Below are 16,573 nucleotides of genomic sequence, written 5' to 3' on the forward strand. Positions count from 1 at the left end.
CCTGGCAAGGGCGCATCTGAAAGATACCGCCGTGCGGCAGCCACGCACGTTTCGCTAAGGCTGGCTGGTTAAGGCTGGCTTGTTAGGGCTTGAGCACGACCTTGACCATGCCGTCCTGCTTTTTCTGGAACGTCTCGTAGGCGACCGGGGCATCGTCCAGTGGCAGCCGATGGGTGGCGAAGTTCTCGACGCCGAGCGGGTCCCCGTCGCTGAGCAGCGGCATGATGTCTGGCACCCACCGCTTCACATTGGCCTGCCCCATCCGCAGCTGAATCTGCTTGTCGAACAACGCCATCATGTTGACCGGGTCGGTAGCGCCGCCGTACACACCGGCCACTGAGATCGTGCCGCCACGGCGCACCAGTGTGATCGCCGAGTTGAATGCGGCCAGCCGGTCGACGCCGGCGTTGCGCATCACCGCGCGGCCCACCGGCGACGGCAGAAAGCCGGCGGCGGTCTGAGCGGCCTCGGCGATCGGTGATCCGTGCGCTTCCATGCCGACCGCGTCGATCACCGAATCCGCGCCGCGGCCCTTCGTCGCATCCATCACGACGGGCTCGGCGTCGCCCTGGTTGCGGTCGATGACCTCGACTCCGTACGCGCGGGCCCGGGCCAGCCGCTCGGGCACCAAGTCGACACCGATGACGCGGCAGTTGCCCTGATGCATCGCGATCCGGCACGCCATGTCGCCGATCGGCCCGAGCCCGAGCACGACGAGTGTGCCGCCGTCGGGAATCTCGGCATATTCGACCGCCTGCCACGCCGTCGGCAACACGTCGGAAAGGTAGACGTAGCGCTCATCGGCTCCATCGATCGGCACCTTGATGTGCGTGTATTGCGCCTGCGGCACGCGAAGGTATTCGGCCTGCCCGCCCGCGACCTCGCCGTACAGCTTCGAATAGCCGAACAGCGCCGCTCCGGTGCCCTGCTCGCGATTCTGTGTGGTCTCGCACTGCGACTGCAGACCGCGCTCGCACATGAAGCAGTGCCCGCAGCAGATGTTGAACGGGATCACGACCCGGTCGCCGACCTTCAGGTCGCCGGTTTGGCCGCCGACTTCTTCGACGACTCCCATCGCTTCGTGGCCAAGGATGTCACCCGGCGTCATGAACGCCCCGAGCACTTCGTACAGGTGCAGATCGGACCCACAGATGTTGGTGCTCGAGACGCGGATAATCGCGTCGGTCGGTTCCTTGATCGCCGGGTCCGCCACGGTGTCGACCGACACCTTGCGCCGCCCTTGCCAAGTCACTGCGCGCATCGCACAACTCCTCTCACCTTTAGGTCTGCATGCCCGCTGGCGGATGGGCCAAACCTGCGCGGCGCGCCGAAGTCGGCCGTGCCGAGGTAGCCGGCTGCCAGGATCAGGCCGCACCCTGCGAGCTGCAGCACGCTGGGCCGCTCCGACAGCACCACGGCCCCCAGCGCGACCGCGCCGACCGGGGTCAACAGCAGCAGCGCGGAGCCGACGTCGGTCGGCAGTCGCGGGGACAGGCAGGCCACCAGCAACCAGCCGAGCAACTGTCCGGTGAGCGTGACGAGTAGCAACCAGCCGACGGCCGGCCATCCGGGTGCCAGGTCGAGGCCGTGCCACCACGGACCGACGGCCGCCGACACCGCCGCCGACGTGGCGAGCACGACGGCATAGGTCTGCAGCGGCTGGCCGCCGAGCCCGCCGCGGCGCAACAGAAACAGAAATCCCGAGTAGCACAGCGCCGCACCCACCGCGTGCACCGTGCCGATCACCGGATCGGTTCCGGTCAGCCCGCGTTCGAAAACCCCACCGGCCAACACCACGCCGGCCGCGACCGCCGGCAACGCCAACACGAACCGGAGTCGCACCCGCTCCCGGTCGATCAGCCACGCAAGCAACGGCACGAGCGCGATCTGCGCGTTCACCAGAACCGTCGAGAGGCCCGCTCCGACCTCCGGAATCGCCTGCGTCCACAGCAAGGTGTCGCCCGCGAACAACGCACCGCAGGCGACGGCGGCCACCGCTGCGCGCCGAGTCAATGGCGCCCGCCGCCGCTCACGGCGGGCGAGCACGGCCACCACAGGGGCGGCGAACAGGCAGCGCATGACCGAGGCGGTCGCGGGTGTTGTCGCGGCCAAGCCGAGTAGCACCGCCGAGGCCGATACACACAGCGCTCCGGCACCCAATCCGGCCCGAGCCACCCATTGCGGTGTCGTCGTCACCGGTTCCGGATACCTCCACGATGTAATGGGTAAACATGCTTTTAAGCGTTATGATGAGTCATGGTCGGTGCCCTGGATATGCGCGGCGGTCACCCCGCGGTGGACTTCGTGAACACCGTCGGATGGCGTGGCGACGCCCGCCGGCGCCACGAGTACCTCACCGACTTCACCGATCTGCTGGCGTGGTGTCGCGCCGCCGGATTGTTGTCGGGCACCGAGGAGCGGCGGCTGAGATCGCTGATGGCGTCGGATCTCGGGGAAGCGGCACGCATGCTTGCCGGCGCCCGCCGACTCCGCGAGGCGCTGCACGCGATCTGGACAGCAGAACCGGCGGCCGGGCTCGGCGAGGTCGAGCGCGAATACCGGTCGGCGATGCGGGTGAGGCGATTGTCGTTGGCGGACAACGAGATTTACTGGTCCGAACCGGCCGTCACGCTGCGGACGCCGATCGATCGGATCACGATCGAGGCGGTGGGACTGCTCACGAGCGTGTCGCTGACCAGCATCAAGCAGTGCGGAGACCCGGATTGTGGCTGGCTATTCGTCGACCACAGTCGGCGGCAGAACCGTCGCTGGTGCAGTTCGGCCGAGTGCGGAAACCGGTTGCGCGCCCGACGACACTATCGGCGCATCCGGACGGCGAGCTAGCGGGCGTTTCGCGCCCGCGCGCATGGGTAGCCAGCGGGCAAACCTACGGGAGGTGGAACTCAGGTGAGCGCGGTGTCGAAGGCAATTTACCTGCCTCTGCAAATTGCGACGAGTGTCGCCGGCGGCCTGCTGGCCGGCGCGGTATTCACCCAAGTCTGGAAGCGGGTCGGCGCCAGCGAAGAGGAACCGCCCGACCCGAAGGACCTGGAACGCTCGACGACGCAGACGTTGACGGCCGCCGCGCTGCAGGGCCTGGTCTTCGGTCTGGTCAAGGCCGCGGTCGACCGCGCCGGTGCCCGCGGCTACCGGGCGGTGATGCACGAAAACCCGCCGAGCTAACCGAACAGCGGCAGCGCTCGCTTGCGCGCCAACGCGTCCATGCCCGCCTGGATGCTCTGTTCGACCTCGCGGTACTTGCGGTCGACGTAGGCGTCGTCCTCGGCTCGTTTCGGGTCGTGGTCGAGTTCGACCGGCGGCATCAGCCGGGTGCGGATCTTCGCCGGCAGCGGGAACTGGGGCAGTGCCGCGGGTGCGATCCCCCATGGCAGCGACACCGCGAGCGGGAATACCTTGAGCCGCAGCAGTTTGTCGAGCTTCAACGTCCGCGAAAGCTGGTCTCCGCGGATCAGCACGGGCATCGCATCGGCACCACCAACGGTGGCTATCGGCACGATCGGCACCCCGGCACGGATCGCCATCTTCACAAAGCCCTTGCGGCCGGCGAGATTGGCGCGGTCGCGCTCACTCCACGGTCGCAGGGAATCCACTTCACCACCGGGCCACAGTGCGACGTCGCGCCCCTCCGCCAGCGCTGTCGCGATGGCATCCGGCGCGGCCGGCAGCACGCCCATCGCGCGGAAGTACCGACCGAGGAACGGGATCGCCATCAACACGTCGTGTGCCGTGCCGTGCAACGGGCGGTCGACCCCGAACTGTCGCCACCATTGCGCTCCCACCGTCCACGCATCCCAGACGAATGGGGCGCCGGAGTGAATTCCGATGAGGAGCACCGGTGGTGCGGGCAGGTTTTCCCACCCGTCCATCTCCATGCGGAACCAATAATCCATTAGCACGTTCCAGAAAAACTTCTGTCGCTGCATGACCGGTTCGTCGGTGCCACTCAGGTCCCATTGGCCGGCACGCTTGGTCACCCACCCGCTTACTCCGCCGTCCTGCTCTGAGCGGCGGCGACTCATCTGCGAACGCGCATCGGCGGCGTGGTCACGAGCTTGCTGTTTGAGGGGCTGCGGTCTGCTGTCGGTTTCATTCATGCCTAGCCGGGTACCCACCGAGACCCGCCGTATTTCATCGACTTTCATGACATCAACGCGTCGCCGGGCCACTATTAAAGAAAATCGCCACAGGGGCGACAAAGACGCAAAATCGCCAGGAGGCCGCGATGGGTGGATTGAACCCGCGCCGAAGTTCCATTTGGCTCGCCGTGCTGGCCGCAATCGCGCTTGTCGCCGCGGCACCGTTGTACGAGCCGGTCCGGGCGCCGCATATCGGCCTGGCCGGCCACCAGCTGGATCTGGTCAAGCAGGCGCCGGGCGATCCGGCTGATCCGCTCGGCACCCAAACCCAGGCCGGGGTGGTGCAGATCAACACCACGATCGACTACCAGAACGCAACCGGCACCGGCACCGGCATCGTGCTGAGCCCGGGCGGGGAGGTGCTGACCAACAACCACGTCGTCTCCGGAGCGAACAGCATCAACGCCACCAATGTCGGAACCGGCCGGGCGTTTCCGGTGGATGTGCTCGGCTATGACCGCAAGCACGACGTCGCGTTGGTGCAGTTGGTCGGCGCGAACGGGCTGCCCACCGCGGCGATCGGCGACTCGAACCAGCTGGCCGTCGGTCAGCCAGTGGTCGCAATCGGCAATGCCGGCGGCACCGGCAGCCCGCTCAGCCACGAGTCGGGCAAGGTCACGGCTCTCAACCAGACGGTCGTCGCCAGCGATGACTTGACCGGCAACCAGGAAAGACTGACCGGCCTCATCGAGGCCGCCCTCGACATGCGGCCCGGAGACTCGGGCGGTCCGTTGGTCAACAGCGCGGGCCAGGTCGTCGGGCTGAACACCGCGGCCGCCCTGAACTATGAGCTCGGCACGCCGGCCGGCCACGGTTATGCGATCCCGATCAACGAGGCGCTCGGCATCGCGGCACAGATCCGAGCGGGCGCGGCGTCGAGCAGCGTGCACATCGGCGACAGCGCGCTGCTGGGTGTCGCCATCCGCAGCAATCGGCGGCCGTCGGGTTCCGGCGTTGCGGTCCAGGGCGTGATGCGCGGAGGGCCGGCCGAGGCGGCCGGAGTCCGGCCCGGCGACGTTCTCACCGCCGTCGACGGCACCGCCCTGGATTCGGCCAACACCCTGACCGCCATCCTCGACCAGCATCACCCGGGTGACACCGTGACGGTGACGTGGACCGACGGCAGCGGGGCCCCGCACAGCGCGCCCATTCCGCTGGGCAAGGGTCCGGCCGGCTGAGCCCGCCGATGGATTAGCCGACTACGAGTTTCATGTGCCCGCGACGCTCGCCTGGTCGCGGGCGTGGCGGTTGAGCCGGCGATGCGGCAGCAGCGCACCGGCGACCACCAGCCACAGCAGCGCGGCGAATCGGGCGATCGGCAGCAGCGGAGACGTCTCCGGCCAGATCAGCACGATCGTGGTCAACTCCGACACAGCGGCGATCACAAGACCGGCCTGGGCCAGTGGCTTCGGCAGCAGCCCGAGGATCAGGCTCGGCACCGCCATGCCCGCCACCAGCAGACCCAGCATCACCACGTGGCCGACACCGCCGGTGAGATAGACCAGGTAATACAGCGCCCGCACCACGTCGGCGGTGGCGCCGACATCGGGCCGCGACAGCGTCCACAGCAGCAGGCTTGACAGGCCGAGCGCACCGGCGGCCAGCACGCCCCCGGCGAATGCGATGGTGGCGCCCGGCGCGGTGACACCGAGCTGGCGCAGCCTCGCGCTCGCCGTTGCCGCATAGATGACCAACGGCACAGACGACCCGAACACGAACACCGCGGCCGTCTGCGCGGCCGCAGACTGTGCGCGAAAGTAATCGGTCACCGCCGCGGCCGACCGGTACGGCAACGGCGGTATGCCACCGATCGCGGCGCCGATCGCGAGGCCGACGACGAGCAACCCGAGCGATATCCCGGCCAGCAGCACCAGCGGTGGGCCGCCCTGCTGCGGCCGCCGTGCATCCATTCGATCACTATCTGAATCATTCATAGTGTGAACGATACGCCTGGCGTTGTCCGGCCGGCAAGCTGATTCAAGGATGAAATCGTTCACGAGCGGTATTGTTTAAATGTGCCATCAGCTTCCGAGAACCGCACAGACGGCGTCGCATTCCTACTCGCTCAGCTCGGCCAGCACGCCGCGCAGCAGTTCGCCGAACGGATTTCCGCCCTCGGCCTGACTCCCCCGCATGCCGGCATACTCCGCGCCATCGCCCGCCATCCGGGCGCAAGCCAACAAGCGCTCAGCGGTCGGCTTGGGCTGCTACCCAGCAGGGTGGTGGCATACGTCGACGAGCTCGAGGACCGGGGCTACGTCGAGCGCCGGCGGAACCCCGACGACCGGCGGCTGCACGCCCTGCATCTGACCCCGTCCGGCGAGCAGCTGATGAAGCAGCTGTCCGAGCTGGTGCGCCAACACGAGCGTGGCCTCACCGCCGGCCTGTCCGCCGCGCAGCGCAGGACGCTCAACGACCTGCTTGGCACGCTCGCCCGGCAACAAGGGCTGACGCCGGGCGTGCACCCCGGCTATCGGACACTCGGCCGCGCGCCGCGCGAACGTGTTCGGGGGTAGCGAGTGTATTCGGGCGAGCAGCCGGGGGTGGCGAGCAGTTGCGCGCGCTCGTAGCGTGAACAGCGTGCTGAGGCAGAGAATTCGTTGGCTGGCGGTCGACGGCATGGTCCGCGCGACCGCGAAGTACGGTGCGCGTCGCGGTGATCCGCAGGGACGGCTGATCATCGACCCCGCGGTGCGCCAGAATCCCGTCGCGTTCTACGAGCAATTGCGGCCGAGCGGTCCACTGGTGCGGTGCCGCTTCGTGCACATCACCGTGGATCATCAGGTGGCGCACGAGCTGCTGCGCTCCGAGGACTTCCGGGTGACCGCGCTCGGCTCGACGCTGCCCGCGCCGCTGCGCTGGGTCGAGCGCCACACCCGCGGCGGGCTGCTGCACCCGCTGCTGCGACCGTCGCTGCTGGCTGTCGAACCGCCGGACCACACCCGCTACCGCAAGACGGTGTCATCGGTGTTCACCACGAGAGCCGTTGCGGCGCTGCGCGAACGGGTCGAGGAGCGGGCCGCGGAACTGCTCGACGACCTTGCCGGTCGCGGTGACGTCGACATCGTCGAGCACTATTGTTCGCAGCTACCGGTCGCGGTGATCGGCGACATTCTCGGCGTGCCCGACTCCGATCGCCCGAAAGTTCTCGAGTTCGGTGAGCTGGCCGCACCGAGCCTTGACTTCGGCTTGACGTGGCCGCAGTTCGTGCGGGTGCAGCGGGGCCTCGCGGGCTTCAACGCCTGGCTGACCGACCATCTGCAGAAATTGCGGCGCTCGCCGGGCGATGACCTGATGAGCCAGTTGATCCAGGTCTCCGACGAGGACGGCCGGCTCAACGACGAAGAGCTACGGGCCACCGCGGGCCTGGTCCTTGCCGCGGGTTTCGAAACCACGGTGAACCTGTTGGGCAACGGCATCCGGCTACTGCTCGATACGCCGGATCAGTTGGCCAGGCTTCGGGAGAATCCCGACCTGTGGCCGAACGCCATCGAAGAGATCCTGCGTCTGGAGTCGCCGGTCCAGTTGGACGCGCGGATAGCCCGGCGAGACGTCGAGGTGGCCGGGACAACGTTGCAGCGCGGAAAGATCGTCGTGATCTATCTGGCCGCGGCGAACCGCGACCCCAAGGTATTCGACGATCCGCACCGCATGGATGTCGAACGGCCCAACGCCGGTAAGCACCTGTCGTTCTCGAGCGGTCGGCACTTCTGCCTGGGCGCCGCGCTCGCACGCGCCGAAGGCGAGGTCGGGCTGCGCAGCTTCTTCGACAAGTTCCCCGACGTCCGCCTGGCCGGCGACGGCAGCATGCGCGACACCCGCGTGCTGCGTGGCTGGTCGACGCTGCCGGTGAACCTGGGACCCGTCCGGACGCTGGCGGGCCACGCTTAAGTTGCTGACATGAGCATCCGAGTGCTCGATCTGCTCGCCGGCACGCTGGAGTCGCTGCGATATGAGCCCACGCCCAAGCGAATTCGGGTGTCGCTCGACGGGCTGCCGGTGGCCGACACGCGCAACGCACGGCTGGTGTGGGAGCCGCGGCGCGTGGTGCCGACGTACGCGGTGCCGGTGCACGACTTCGCGGCGCGGCTGGAACCGTCGGATGATGGCGAAACCCGTTCCACCTCACCGATTCTCGACCCGAGGACACCGTTCACCGCGCACACGTCCTCGGGCACGGTGTTCGACGTCGTCGTGGACGGCGGTCGGGCCCGAGCGGCGGCATTCCGGCCCGACGACTCGGACCTCACCGACTACGCGTTGCTGGATTTCGCCGCGTTCGACTGGCTGGAAGAAGACGAGCCGATCGTCGCCCACCCGCACGACCCGTTCCACCGCATCGACATCCTGCGCAGTGGCCGCGGCGTGACGGTGGAATTGGGCGGCCGGCGGCTGGCCGAATCGTCGCGGCCGTTGCTGCTGTTCGAGACGATGCTGCCGGTGCGGTTCTATCTGCCCCGTGAAGACGTCGTGGCCGAACTCGAGCCGAGCGATACCGTGACGTTCTGCGCGTACAAGGGTCGCGCGTCGTACTTTTCGCTGCCCGGTGGGCCGCACGACATCGCGTGGACGTATCACGAGCCGCTTCGCGAAGCCGAACCGGTGCGCGATCTGATCTGCTTCTTCGACGAGCGGCTCGACGTTGTTGTGGACGGTGAGCTGCGAGACCGGCCCGTCACGCAATGGTCGGATTGAGCCGCTCAGTCGCCGTCGGTCTTGGGCAGCGGAATGCCTTCGGCCGCCGAGAACCCGGCCTCGCTTTCGGAGGGCAGCCCGAATGAGACGACCGATCGCGGAAAGACCGTGTCGGTGAGGTAGGCCAGCGACACCGCCCAACGGTTGACGAATCGCGGTATCGCGTAGAGATGGTAGGCGCGGGTCACCACCTTGGCGGGAAACCCGGAAAGCTGCACGTTCAGCGGGTTTGCGACGGCGTAGCGCGGGCCAAGGTCGACCACTAGGCCCATGTTGCGATGCCGGTACTCCTTGCGGGTGCCGTAGCCGAGACTCGCGGCCACGTTGTGGGCAAGCAGCTTGCCCTGGCGAGTGGCGTGCTGCGCGGTCGGCGGTGTGATATTGCCCGGCTGGGTCACGTCGGGCACCGCGGCGGCGTCGCCCGCGGCGAATACGTCCGGGTGGCCGGGGACCTGCAGGTCGGTGCGCACCTTCAGCCTGCCCTTCTCGGTCTCCAACCCAAGCTTCTCGATCAGCGGAGCGGCGGTCACCCCGGTCACCCATGCCACCGTGTGCGTGCCCACCCGCGACCCGTCGCTGAGCACCACGTGATCGTCATGCACCTCGGACAGCGTGGTGCCCAGCCGGATGTCGATGCCACGGTCGCGCAGCACCCGCATCGCGGCATCACCAAGCTTCTTGCCGACTTCGGGCATAACCTGCTCGGCGAGGTCGAGGAGCACGAACTTCACCTGTGCCGGGTCGAAGGACATCTGCTTTGCCGCCGAGTCGGCCATCGCGCGAAGCTGCGCTACGAGCTCGGTGCCCGAGTACGACGCGCCGACGACGACGACCGTCCGCCGCGCCCGCGCCCGCTGCTCGTCATCGTCGATGCAGGCCAACTCGAACTGTTCGAGCACGTGGTCACGCAGATACAGTGCCTCGGCGGTCGATTTCAGACCGCGTGCGTGCTGGGCCAACCCGGGCACATCGAACAGCCGGGTGACCGATCCGGGGGTCAGCACCAGGCGGTCCCAGTCCAGTCTTCTGGGCCGACCCTCGGGGTCGGTGAAGGTCACCGCCCGCTGGTCGAAATCGACGTCGTCGACCCGGGCCCGGATCGCGCGAACGCCTCTGAGCGTTCCGGCCAGCGGTATCGACACGAACCGGGCATCGACGACGCCGCCGGCCACGTCGGGCAGCAACGGAGTGTAGAGCATGTAGTCGGTCGGCGAGACGATCGTCACCCGCACGTCGGACGCATCGTGTTTGCGCAGCAGACGGGCGAGACGGCGAGCGCATTCGAATCCGGTGAAACCACTGCCGACAATCACCACCGATGTCATCGCCACACAGTATCGGTGCCCAGTGGGGACCGCGACCAATCGCGAGGTCCAGCTGTCTCGCCGCTAACTCACAGCTAATCGCAGGGTCGCGATGAGTAAATGACCGTGTGACGACGACGTTGGCATTGCGTGCCGATCCCACCGGAGCGATAACGACACCCGAGCCCGCCACGCCGGCAACCCGATGGCAGCGCATCGCACTAGCGGTTGTGCTGCTGGCGACCGCGGCGATGTACCTGTGGGACATCACCATCAACGGCATGGGCAACCAGTTCTACGCCGGGGCGGCGTGGGCGGGTTCCAGGAACTGGGAGGCCCTGCTATTCGGTTCGCTGGACCCACGGAACTTCATCACCGTCGACAAACCGCCGCTATCGCAATGGGTGATGGGAATTTCCGGGCAGATCTTCGGTTTCAGCAGCGCCAGCATGCTGATTCCCGAGGCGCTGATGGCGGTCGGCGCGGTCGGGCTGCTCTACGGCGCGGTGAGCAGGATCAGCGGCCGGTGGGCGGGCCTGCTGGCCGGCGCGGTGTTGGCGCTGACACCGGTGGCCGTGTTGATGTTCCGGTTCAACAACCCCGACGCGGCGATGGTGCTGCTGATGACGCTCAGTGCCTACTGCACGGTGCGAGCCTTACAGCACAACGGCGCCAGGTGGATGGCGTGGGCCGGGGTCGCACTGGGTTTCGCCTTTCTGGCCAAGATGCTCGAGGGCCTGATGGTGATGCCGGCGGTCGGGATCGCCTACGCCATCGCCGCGCCGAGCCCGCTGCGCAGACGGCTGCTGCACTTGTTGGGCGCGCTGGTGTCGTTCGTCGTCTCGTCGGGCTGGTTCGTGGTCCTGACGCTGCTGTGGCCGGCTTCGTCGCGCCCGTACCTCGCGGGTTCGACCGACAACAGCTTCATGAATCTGGTGTTGGGCTACAACGGGTTTGCCCGGGTGCTCGGCCACCACACCGGACAGCACCCCGGAGGCAACCAGGGCGTCATCGGCAGCGCCGCGGGTGCCCGCGTGTATGCGGGTGCGTCGGCGCACGGCGGATGGGGCGGATTCGGCGCGCAATCACACGGTGTGGCCCGGCTGTTTTCCGGCGAATTCGCGTTCGAGATCGGATGGTTGGTGCCCGCGGCGCTGCTGGCGATCGTCATCGTGATCGTCGCCAGGCGGCACGCACCGCGAACCGACCTGGTCCGGGCGGGCGCGATGCTGTTCGGCGGGTGGCTCGTGATCGACGGGCTGGTGCTGAGCTTTATGAACACCAACATCCATCCGTACTACTGCCTGTCGATTGCGCCGGCCGTCGCGGCCATGATCGCCATCGGAGTACACGAGCTGTGGCGCAACCGCGAATCTCGGCTGTATCGGCTCGGGCTGGCGGTGATGATTCTCGGTACCGGCACCTGGAGTTGGTGGATACTCGGTCGAAACGCTGGATGGCTACCGCCGCTGCGGTGGACGATCCTCGCGCTGACCGTGATCGCGTCGATACCCATTCTGATGTCGTTGATTTCGCGCCCGCGCGGCCGAGCCGTCGCCGCTTCGCTCGTCGTTGGACTGTTCGCCGCCGTCGCGGGGCCGGCCGCGTACGCGGTCGCGACACTCGGTCAAGCGCACAAGGGCGGCGGCCCGACGGTGGGGCCGGCGTTGGCGACCCGGGGTTCCGGTCAACCGCAGTTCATGTTGGGCCAATTGCCGAAGAATCCGCAATTGGATGCGATGTTGGCGGCCACCCATACCGACTGGTCCGCGGCGGTCGACCGGTCATCGAACGCGGCAAGCCTCGAGCTGTCATCCAATACCGCGGTGATGGCCATCGGCGGCTTCTCCGGCAACGACCCGGTGCCGTCGTTGAGCCAATTCATCGACGACGTCCACAACCACAAGGTGGCCTATTACATCGTCACGAACGACCACAACGCGGGCCGTAATCGTGGTCACGCCGACATCGCAAAATGGGTGGCCGCGCACTACAAGCCGATGACAGTGGGGCGGGCGACTCTGTACAATCTGTCAGTTGCCACGTAATACGCTGTCTCGCAACGGTTTAGTATGTCGAATGTGAACCTGCCGCAAGGTATCCCCGGCGACTTCAAGGGATCTTCGCAACGAGTTCGCACTCGTTAGCGCGGTAGCTCGGTGTCTGCCAGGATGGCGAAATGAGCGAGATCCGATATCTCGAACTGCACGGCGACCGCATCGCATACCGCGACACCGGGAGCGGCGAGGTGGTGCTGCTGATCCACGGCATGGCCGGCAGCTCCGAGACCTGGCGAGCGATCATTCCGCAGCTGGCGAAGAAGCACCGCGTGGTGGCGCCGGATCTGCTCGGCCACGGTCGCTCGGACAAGCCGCGGAGCGACTATTCGCTTGGCGCGTTCGCGGTGTGGCTGCGCGACCTGCTCGACGAGCTGGGCATCACCCGGGCGACCATCGTCGGTCACTCACTCGGCGGCGGCGTGGCCATGCAGTTCGTCTACCAGCATCCCGACTACTGCCAGCGTCTTGTTTTGATCAGCAGTGGCGGCCTCGGTCCCGATGTCGGCTGGGCGCTGCGGCTGTTGTCCGCGCCGGGGGCGGAGCTGGTGTTGCCGCTCATTGCGCCACGGCCGGTGTTGGCGGTTGGCAACAAGTTGCGGTCGTGGTTCACCTCGGCCGGCATCCGCTCGCCGCGAGCCGGCGAAATCTGGAACGCGTACTCGTCGTTCTCGGATCCTCAGACCCGGCAGGCTTTCCTGCGCACACTGCGCTCGGTGGTCGACTACCGCGGTCAGTCGGTCAGCGCGCTGAATCGGCTGCACCTGAGCTCCGGAACACCGGCATTGGCGATCTGGGGCGAGCAGGACTCGATCATCCCCGTCGAGCATGCGCACGCCGCTCATGCGGCCCGGGAGGGAAGCCGGCTCGAGGTGCTTCCCGGCGTCGGGCACTTCCCTCAAGTCGAGTCTCCGATCGAGGTGACCGACATCATCGAGGATTTCATCGAAGGCACTACGGTGGCCCAGCCGCGCCCCGCGAACCCGTTGACGTCCCAGTGATTTTCGGTACGGACGCGATAAGTGTTTAAAGGCAGGTGAACAGGGGTAGTATTCCGCGTTACCGGCAAGTTGCGATTAGTCAAGTTGCGATTAGTGACGCGGAAGCGCATCGGGAGTCATGATGGATATCGTGCGAGGCGCGGTTCGGGTCGTTACCCAGACCGCAGAGGCCACCACCGCCGCGGCGGGAGCCGTCGGAGGCGCAGCCGTCAACGGGGTTATCGGCGGTGTGCAGGGCACCCTCGGAGGAATCCGGGCCGGCTTGAACACTGGCAGTCATTCGACACCCGCTGCCCTGCTGACTATCGGCGTCGTCGGGGCGACCGGTCTCGTCGAGTGGCCCGTGCTGCTGACGATCGGCGGCACCGCGCTGCTGGTGCACAAGCTGAACGAACGCTCAAACGGTCATGCCGGCAAGGCCGCGGCTCCGTCGTCGCAACAACCCGCGGCCGCATCAGCAGGAAGCGGCACGCCGAGAAAGTCGGCGGCCAAGGCGTCGAGGAAGGCGCCGGCGCGCAAGTCGACACGATCGCGGAGCACCCGGGCAACCGGTAGACGTGGCTGAGCGACCGGTTGACGGTTCTCTGCGCATGGATGTAACTCAACTGCTGCGGCAATCCGCGGCGTTACCGCTGCGCGCGGCGGCCGCCGGCGTCAGCGTCACATCGTCGGTCGTCGGCACCGCGGTCTCGGGTGGCGTTGCGCTGGCGACGACGCCCGCCCGGGAAGCGGCCGGCCTGGTGTCAAGCCTCGCCAACGGTGACTCGCCCGCCCGGATTGCCGCGGAGTTCCTCGGCGGAACACCGAGCAGGCGGTGCTGGCGCGGTCGGGGCCGAGCCTGGATCGAGGTCCGCGGTCTGGGCGACCGCGAAGGTGGGCGCGTTCTCGGGGCCAGGGTGGTGAAGGCGGTTCGCGCGCACCCCGGCGTGGAGTCGGCGGTACTGAATTACCCGACGTCGCGGCTCGTGGTGTCGCTGAACGCCGACGCACCCAGCTTGCGCGCGCTGTGCGAACTCGTCGCGTCCGCGGAAACGGATGCGTCGAAGTCGGAACCCGCTCGGCATCCTGCGCGTGATCTCCCGGGCGACCCGATTGTGCTGGCGGCGAGGATGGTGGCGCTGACCGCCAACGTCGCCGGCCTTGGTGTCGCGCTCGCCGGCCGCGCGGTGCCGTGGGTCAGGCTGCCCGTAGGTCTCGCCGCCACCGTCACCGTCGTCGACTATCAGCCGCGGTTGCGCGCCGTCCTGGAAAACCGGCTGGGCCAAAGCGTTACCGACACCGTGCTGGCCGTGGCCGGGGCGGCCGTCTACACCATCACCCAATCACCGACTTCGCTCGCCGCCGATTCGCTGCTGCACCTCGCCAGGCTGGCCGAAGCGCGGTCGGCGGCGCGCGCCTGGGCCGCACACGAGCCGGCGCTGGCCCGGCAGGCCGACTGCGCGGACGCGTTGCCGGCCGCCCCGGCACGTGAGCCGCGGCCAGGGCCGGTGGAAAAGCATGCCGACCGCAGCGCGCTGGCGCAGCTGATCGGTGCGACCGCGCTGGGCGCGGCCAGCCGCAGCCTCAGCGCTGCCGCCACGGCCACGCTGGTGACGGCGCCGAAGGCCGCGCGTGGCGCCAGGGAATCCTTCGCCGCCACCCTGGGACGCGGCTTGGCCGACAAGCATCACGTGCTGGCGCTGCGGCCGCAGGCATGGCGGCGCCTGGACCGGATCGACGCGGTGCTGATCGATCCGCGGGCCTTGTCGACCGACGAACTGCGGGTGAGTCGCATGCGGGGCGCGGCCGAGCAGGACCGTGCGGCGGTGTGGGAATGGGCCCGGATGCAAGTGGAGTCTGGCCTGCTCGCGCCCGGGTGGCATCCGGTCGGGGGCCGTTGGTCGACGAACGGTGACCGAAATGCCGCGGTCGGAATATTCATCCGCAATGCGCATCATCCGCTGGCGTCGGCGGTGGTCGGTGAGGCGCGCCGGTCGGGCGCGGAGGTGGTGTCGCTGGATGTCGACGCGCTCGACGACCTGCGCTCAGCGTTCGACGATCTGCGCCCGATGAACGGCGACTCCGTCGACACCGCGCTGGCCGATGCGGTCGGTCAGCTCCAGCGGGACGGCCGCAACGTGGCCGTGCTCGCGACGGATGCGCCGCAAGCGCTTTCGTTGGCCGACGTCGCGATTGGCATCATGCGCAACGGTGACCGGCCGCCGTGGTATGCACACCTGCTGGTCGATGATCTGGCCGGCGCTTGGCGGGTGCTGCATTGCCTACCGGCGGCGCGAACGGCCAGCCGGCGCGGTGTGGACATCTCGGCGGCCGCGTCGCTGCTTGGCGCGTTGCTGATGGTTCCGGGTGTTCGGGGACGCGGCCCCGGCCCGGTGACAGCGGGTGCCACCGCCGGGCTGTGGACCGGTTTTTCGCTGGCGCGGCGGGCGATTGGCGCCAGCGTGCCCGCCGGGGCCGCCACCGACGACTGGCACGCGATGTCGCCCGAACAGGTGCGGCGTGCGCTGCCGCAGCCGGCGGATGAGGTTGACGCGCGACCGCCGGTGAGTCCGACGTCGGCCACCGGCGTCACTGACCGACTGATCGGATCGCCGCGACGGGTGATGGGCGAGGTCCTCGGTGCGATGCGGGGCGAGCTGTCCGACCCACTCACGCCGATCCTGGCCACCGGGTCGGCGGCCAGCGCCCTGCTCGGTTCACCAGTTGACGCGGTGCTGGTGGGCTCCGTGCTGACGTTCAACTCCGCCCTTGCGGCCAGCCAGCAGGTCCGCGCGGAACGGCTATTGCGGCGGTTGTTGGCGGTGCAGGTGCCGTCCGCGCGAAGGGTACTGGAGGACCCGACCGGAACCCGCCGGTACGCCGACACCGAGGCCGCGCGACTGCGCCCGGGCGACCTAATCGAAGTAAGACCGAGCGAGGTGGTGCCGGCCGACGCGCGCCTGCTGGAAGCGGTCGACCTCGAGGTGGACGAATCGTCGCTGACGGGCGAAAGCCTGCCGGTGATAAAGCAAGTCGACGCGACACCCGGGGCCACACTGGCCGAACGCAGCTGCATGGTGTTTGCGGCCACCACCGTGGTGGCCGGCACCGGCGTGGCGGTCGTTACCGCCGTCGGGCCGCAGACCCAGGCCCGGCGCGCTGCCGAGGTACCACGGTCCGACGGCTCGGCGGTCGGCTTGCAGACCCAATTGCGGGACCTCACCAACCGCGCCTGGCCGATCAGCCTCGCCGGCGGCGTGCTGGTCAGCGGGCTTGCGCTGGTGCGCCGCGCCAGTCTGCGCCAAGCCGTCGCCAGCGGCGTGGCCGTCACCGTGGCCGCGGTGCCGGAGGGCCTGGCTCTCGTCGCGACGCTTGCGCAA

Annotated in this window: 14 protein-coding genes and 1 pseudogene; 10 read left to right on the top strand and 5 right to left on the bottom strand. The window is 68.2% G+C overall.

What is annotated here, in order from left to right; genetic code table 11:
* Positions 1–82: 82 nt before the first annotated feature.
* Together VE759_RS21145 and VE759_RS21150 are read right to left on the bottom strand one after the other, a co-directional pair.
* The gene (locus VE759_RS21145) at positions 83–1,261 is read right to left on the bottom strand and encodes a zinc-dependent alcohol dehydrogenase (protein WP_324936085.1); all 1,179 of its coding nucleotides are present in this window, start codon (positions 1,259–1,261) and stop codon (positions 83–85) included.
* The gene (locus VE759_RS21150; RefSeq protein ID WP_324936087.1) at positions 1,249–2,196 is read right to left on the bottom strand and encodes a DMT family transporter; all 948 of its coding nucleotides are present in this window, start codon (positions 2,194–2,196) and stop codon (positions 1,249–1,251) included. Before VE759_RS21150 ends, VE759_RS21145 begins: the two co-directional genes overlap by 13 nt.
* A 60-nt stretch (positions 2,197–2,256) precedes the next feature.
* Between VE759_RS21150 and VE759_RS21155 the strand changes: the two genes are divergently transcribed.
* Entirely contained in the window at positions 2,257–2,844 is a 588-nt protein-coding gene (locus VE759_RS21155) for a CGNR zinc finger domain-containing protein (protein WP_324936089.1), read from the top strand.
* A 63-nt stretch (positions 2,845–2,907) separates the two neighbouring features.
* A complete protein-coding gene (locus VE759_RS21160; RefSeq protein WP_324936091.1) occupies positions 2,908–3,183 on the top strand; it encodes a DUF4235 domain-containing protein in 276 nt (91 codons plus the stop codon).
* Here VE759_RS21160 and VE759_RS21165 read toward each other — a convergent pair.
* Entirely contained in the window at positions 3,180–4,115 is a 936-nt protein-coding gene (locus VE759_RS21165) for a lysophospholipid acyltransferase family protein (RefSeq protein ID WP_324936093.1), read from the bottom strand. The genes VE759_RS21160 and VE759_RS21165 overlap by 4 nt on opposite strands.
* A 128-nt stretch (positions 4,116–4,243) precedes the next feature.
* On the opposite strand from VE759_RS21165, the gene VE759_RS21170 reads away from it, so the two are divergent.
* Positions 4,244–5,335 (top strand): S1C family serine protease, encoded by a 1,092-nt coding sequence (locus tag VE759_RS21170; protein WP_324936095.1) that lies wholly within the window; start codon positions 4,244–4,246, stop codon positions 5,333–5,335.
* Between the two features lie 30 nt (positions 5,336–5,365).
* Here the strand turns inward: VE759_RS21170 and VE759_RS21175 are convergent, their stop codons facing one another.
* Complete coding sequence (locus VE759_RS21175; RefSeq protein ID WP_324936097.1) at positions 5,366–6,067, bottom strand: hypothetical protein; 702 nt, start codon at positions 6,065–6,067, stop codon at positions 5,366–5,368.
* Positions 6,068–6,172: 105 nt separating this feature from the next.
* Here VE759_RS21175 and VE759_RS21180 point away from each other — a divergent pair, with 105 nt between their 5' ends.
* The 3 genes from VE759_RS21180 to VE759_RS21190 all read left to right on the top strand — a co-directional run bounded on the left by VE759_RS21180 (position 6,173) and on the right by VE759_RS21190 (position 8,852).
* Positions 6,173–6,673, top strand: a complete 501-nt coding sequence (locus tag VE759_RS21180; RefSeq protein ID WP_324936099.1) for a MarR family transcriptional regulator — start codon at positions 6,173–6,175, stop codon at positions 6,671–6,673.
* Between the two features lie 67 nt (positions 6,674–6,740).
* Positions 6,741–8,048 carry a cytochrome P450 gene (locus tag VE759_RS21185; RefSeq protein ID WP_324936109.1) on the top strand — a complete coding sequence of 436 codons (1,308 nt, stop codon included), beginning with the start codon at positions 6,741–6,743 and terminating at the stop codon, positions 8,046–8,048.
* Positions 8,049–8,057: 9 nt separating this feature from the next.
* Positions 8,058–8,852 (top strand): DUF427 domain-containing protein, encoded by a 795-nt coding sequence (locus tag VE759_RS21190; RefSeq protein ID WP_324936102.1) that lies wholly within the window; start codon positions 8,058–8,060, stop codon positions 8,850–8,852.
* Between the two features lie 5 nt (positions 8,853–8,857).
* Here VE759_RS21190 and VE759_RS21195 read toward each other — a convergent pair whose 3' ends face one another.
* On the bottom strand, positions 8,858–10,177 hold the full coding sequence (locus VE759_RS21195) for an NAD(P)/FAD-dependent oxidoreductase (RefSeq protein ID WP_324936104.1): 1,320 nt from the start codon (positions 10,175–10,177) through the stop codon (positions 8,858–8,860).
* A 107-nt stretch (positions 10,178–10,284) separates the two neighbouring features.
* Here VE759_RS21195 and VE759_RS21200 point away from each other — a divergent pair, with 107 nt between their 5' ends.
* From VE759_RS21200 to VE759_RS21215, 4 genes and pseudogenes are all read left to right on the top strand, one after another.
* Positions 10,285–12,204, top strand: coding sequence for an ArnT family glycosyltransferase (locus tag VE759_RS21200; RefSeq protein WP_414687972.1), 1,920 nt, complete (start codon positions 10,285–10,287; stop codon positions 12,202–12,204).
* A 131-nt stretch (positions 12,205–12,335) separates the two neighbouring features.
* Positions 12,336–13,214 carry an alpha/beta fold hydrolase gene (locus VE759_RS21205; RefSeq protein ID WP_324936105.1) on the top strand — a complete coding sequence of 293 codons (879 nt, stop codon included), beginning with the start codon at positions 12,336–12,338 and terminating at the stop codon, positions 13,212–13,214.
* A gap of 121 nt (positions 13,215–13,335) precedes the next feature.
* Entirely contained in the window at positions 13,336–13,779 is a 444-nt protein-coding gene (locus tag VE759_RS21210; protein WP_324936108.1) for a hypothetical protein, read from the top strand.
* Positions 13,780–13,804: 25 nt separating this feature from the next.
* Positions 13,805–16,573: pseudogene (locus tag VE759_RS21215) on the top strand (cation-translocating P-type ATPase); the annotation flags it as partial.

This window comes from Mycobacterium sp. (assembly GCF_035640695.1).
Lineage (GTDB): Bacteria > Actinomycetota > Actinomycetes > Mycobacteriales > Mycobacteriaceae > Mycobacterium.

Excerpts from the sequence above, each read along its gene's own strand:
- VE759_RS21210 (WP_324936108.1), top strand. The coding sequence starts at position 13,336 with ATGGATATCGTGCGAGGCGCGGTTCGGGTCGTTACCCAGACCGCAGAG.
- VE759_RS21165 (WP_324936093.1), bottom strand. The coding sequence starts at position 4,115 with ATGAATGAAACCGACAGCAGACCGCAGCCCCTCAAACAGCAAGCTCGT.
- VE759_RS21195 (WP_324936104.1), bottom strand. The coding sequence starts at position 10,177 with ATGACATCGGTGGTGATTGTCGGCAGTGGTTTCACCGGATTCGAATGC.
- VE759_RS21190 (WP_324936102.1), top strand. The coding sequence starts at position 8,058 with ATGAGCATCCGAGTGCTCGATCTGCTCGCCGGCACGCTGGAGTCGCTG.
- VE759_RS21175 (WP_324936097.1), bottom strand. The coding sequence starts at position 6,067 with ATGGATGCACGGCGGCCGCAGCAGGGCGGCCCACCGCTGGTGCTGCTG.
- VE759_RS21145 (WP_324936085.1), bottom strand. The coding sequence starts at position 1,261 with ATGCGCGCAGTGACTTGGCAAGGGCGGCGCAAGGTGTCGGTCGACACC.
- VE759_RS21170 (WP_324936095.1), top strand. The coding sequence starts at position 4,244 with ATGGGTGGATTGAACCCGCGCCGAAGTTCCATTTGGCTCGCCGTGCTG.
- VE759_RS21205 (WP_324936105.1), top strand. The coding sequence starts at position 12,336 with ATGAGCGAGATCCGATATCTCGAACTGCACGGCGACCGCATCGCATAC.
- VE759_RS21155 (WP_324936089.1), top strand. The coding sequence starts at position 2,257 with ATGGTCGGTGCCCTGGATATGCGCGGCGGTCACCCCGCGGTGGACTTC.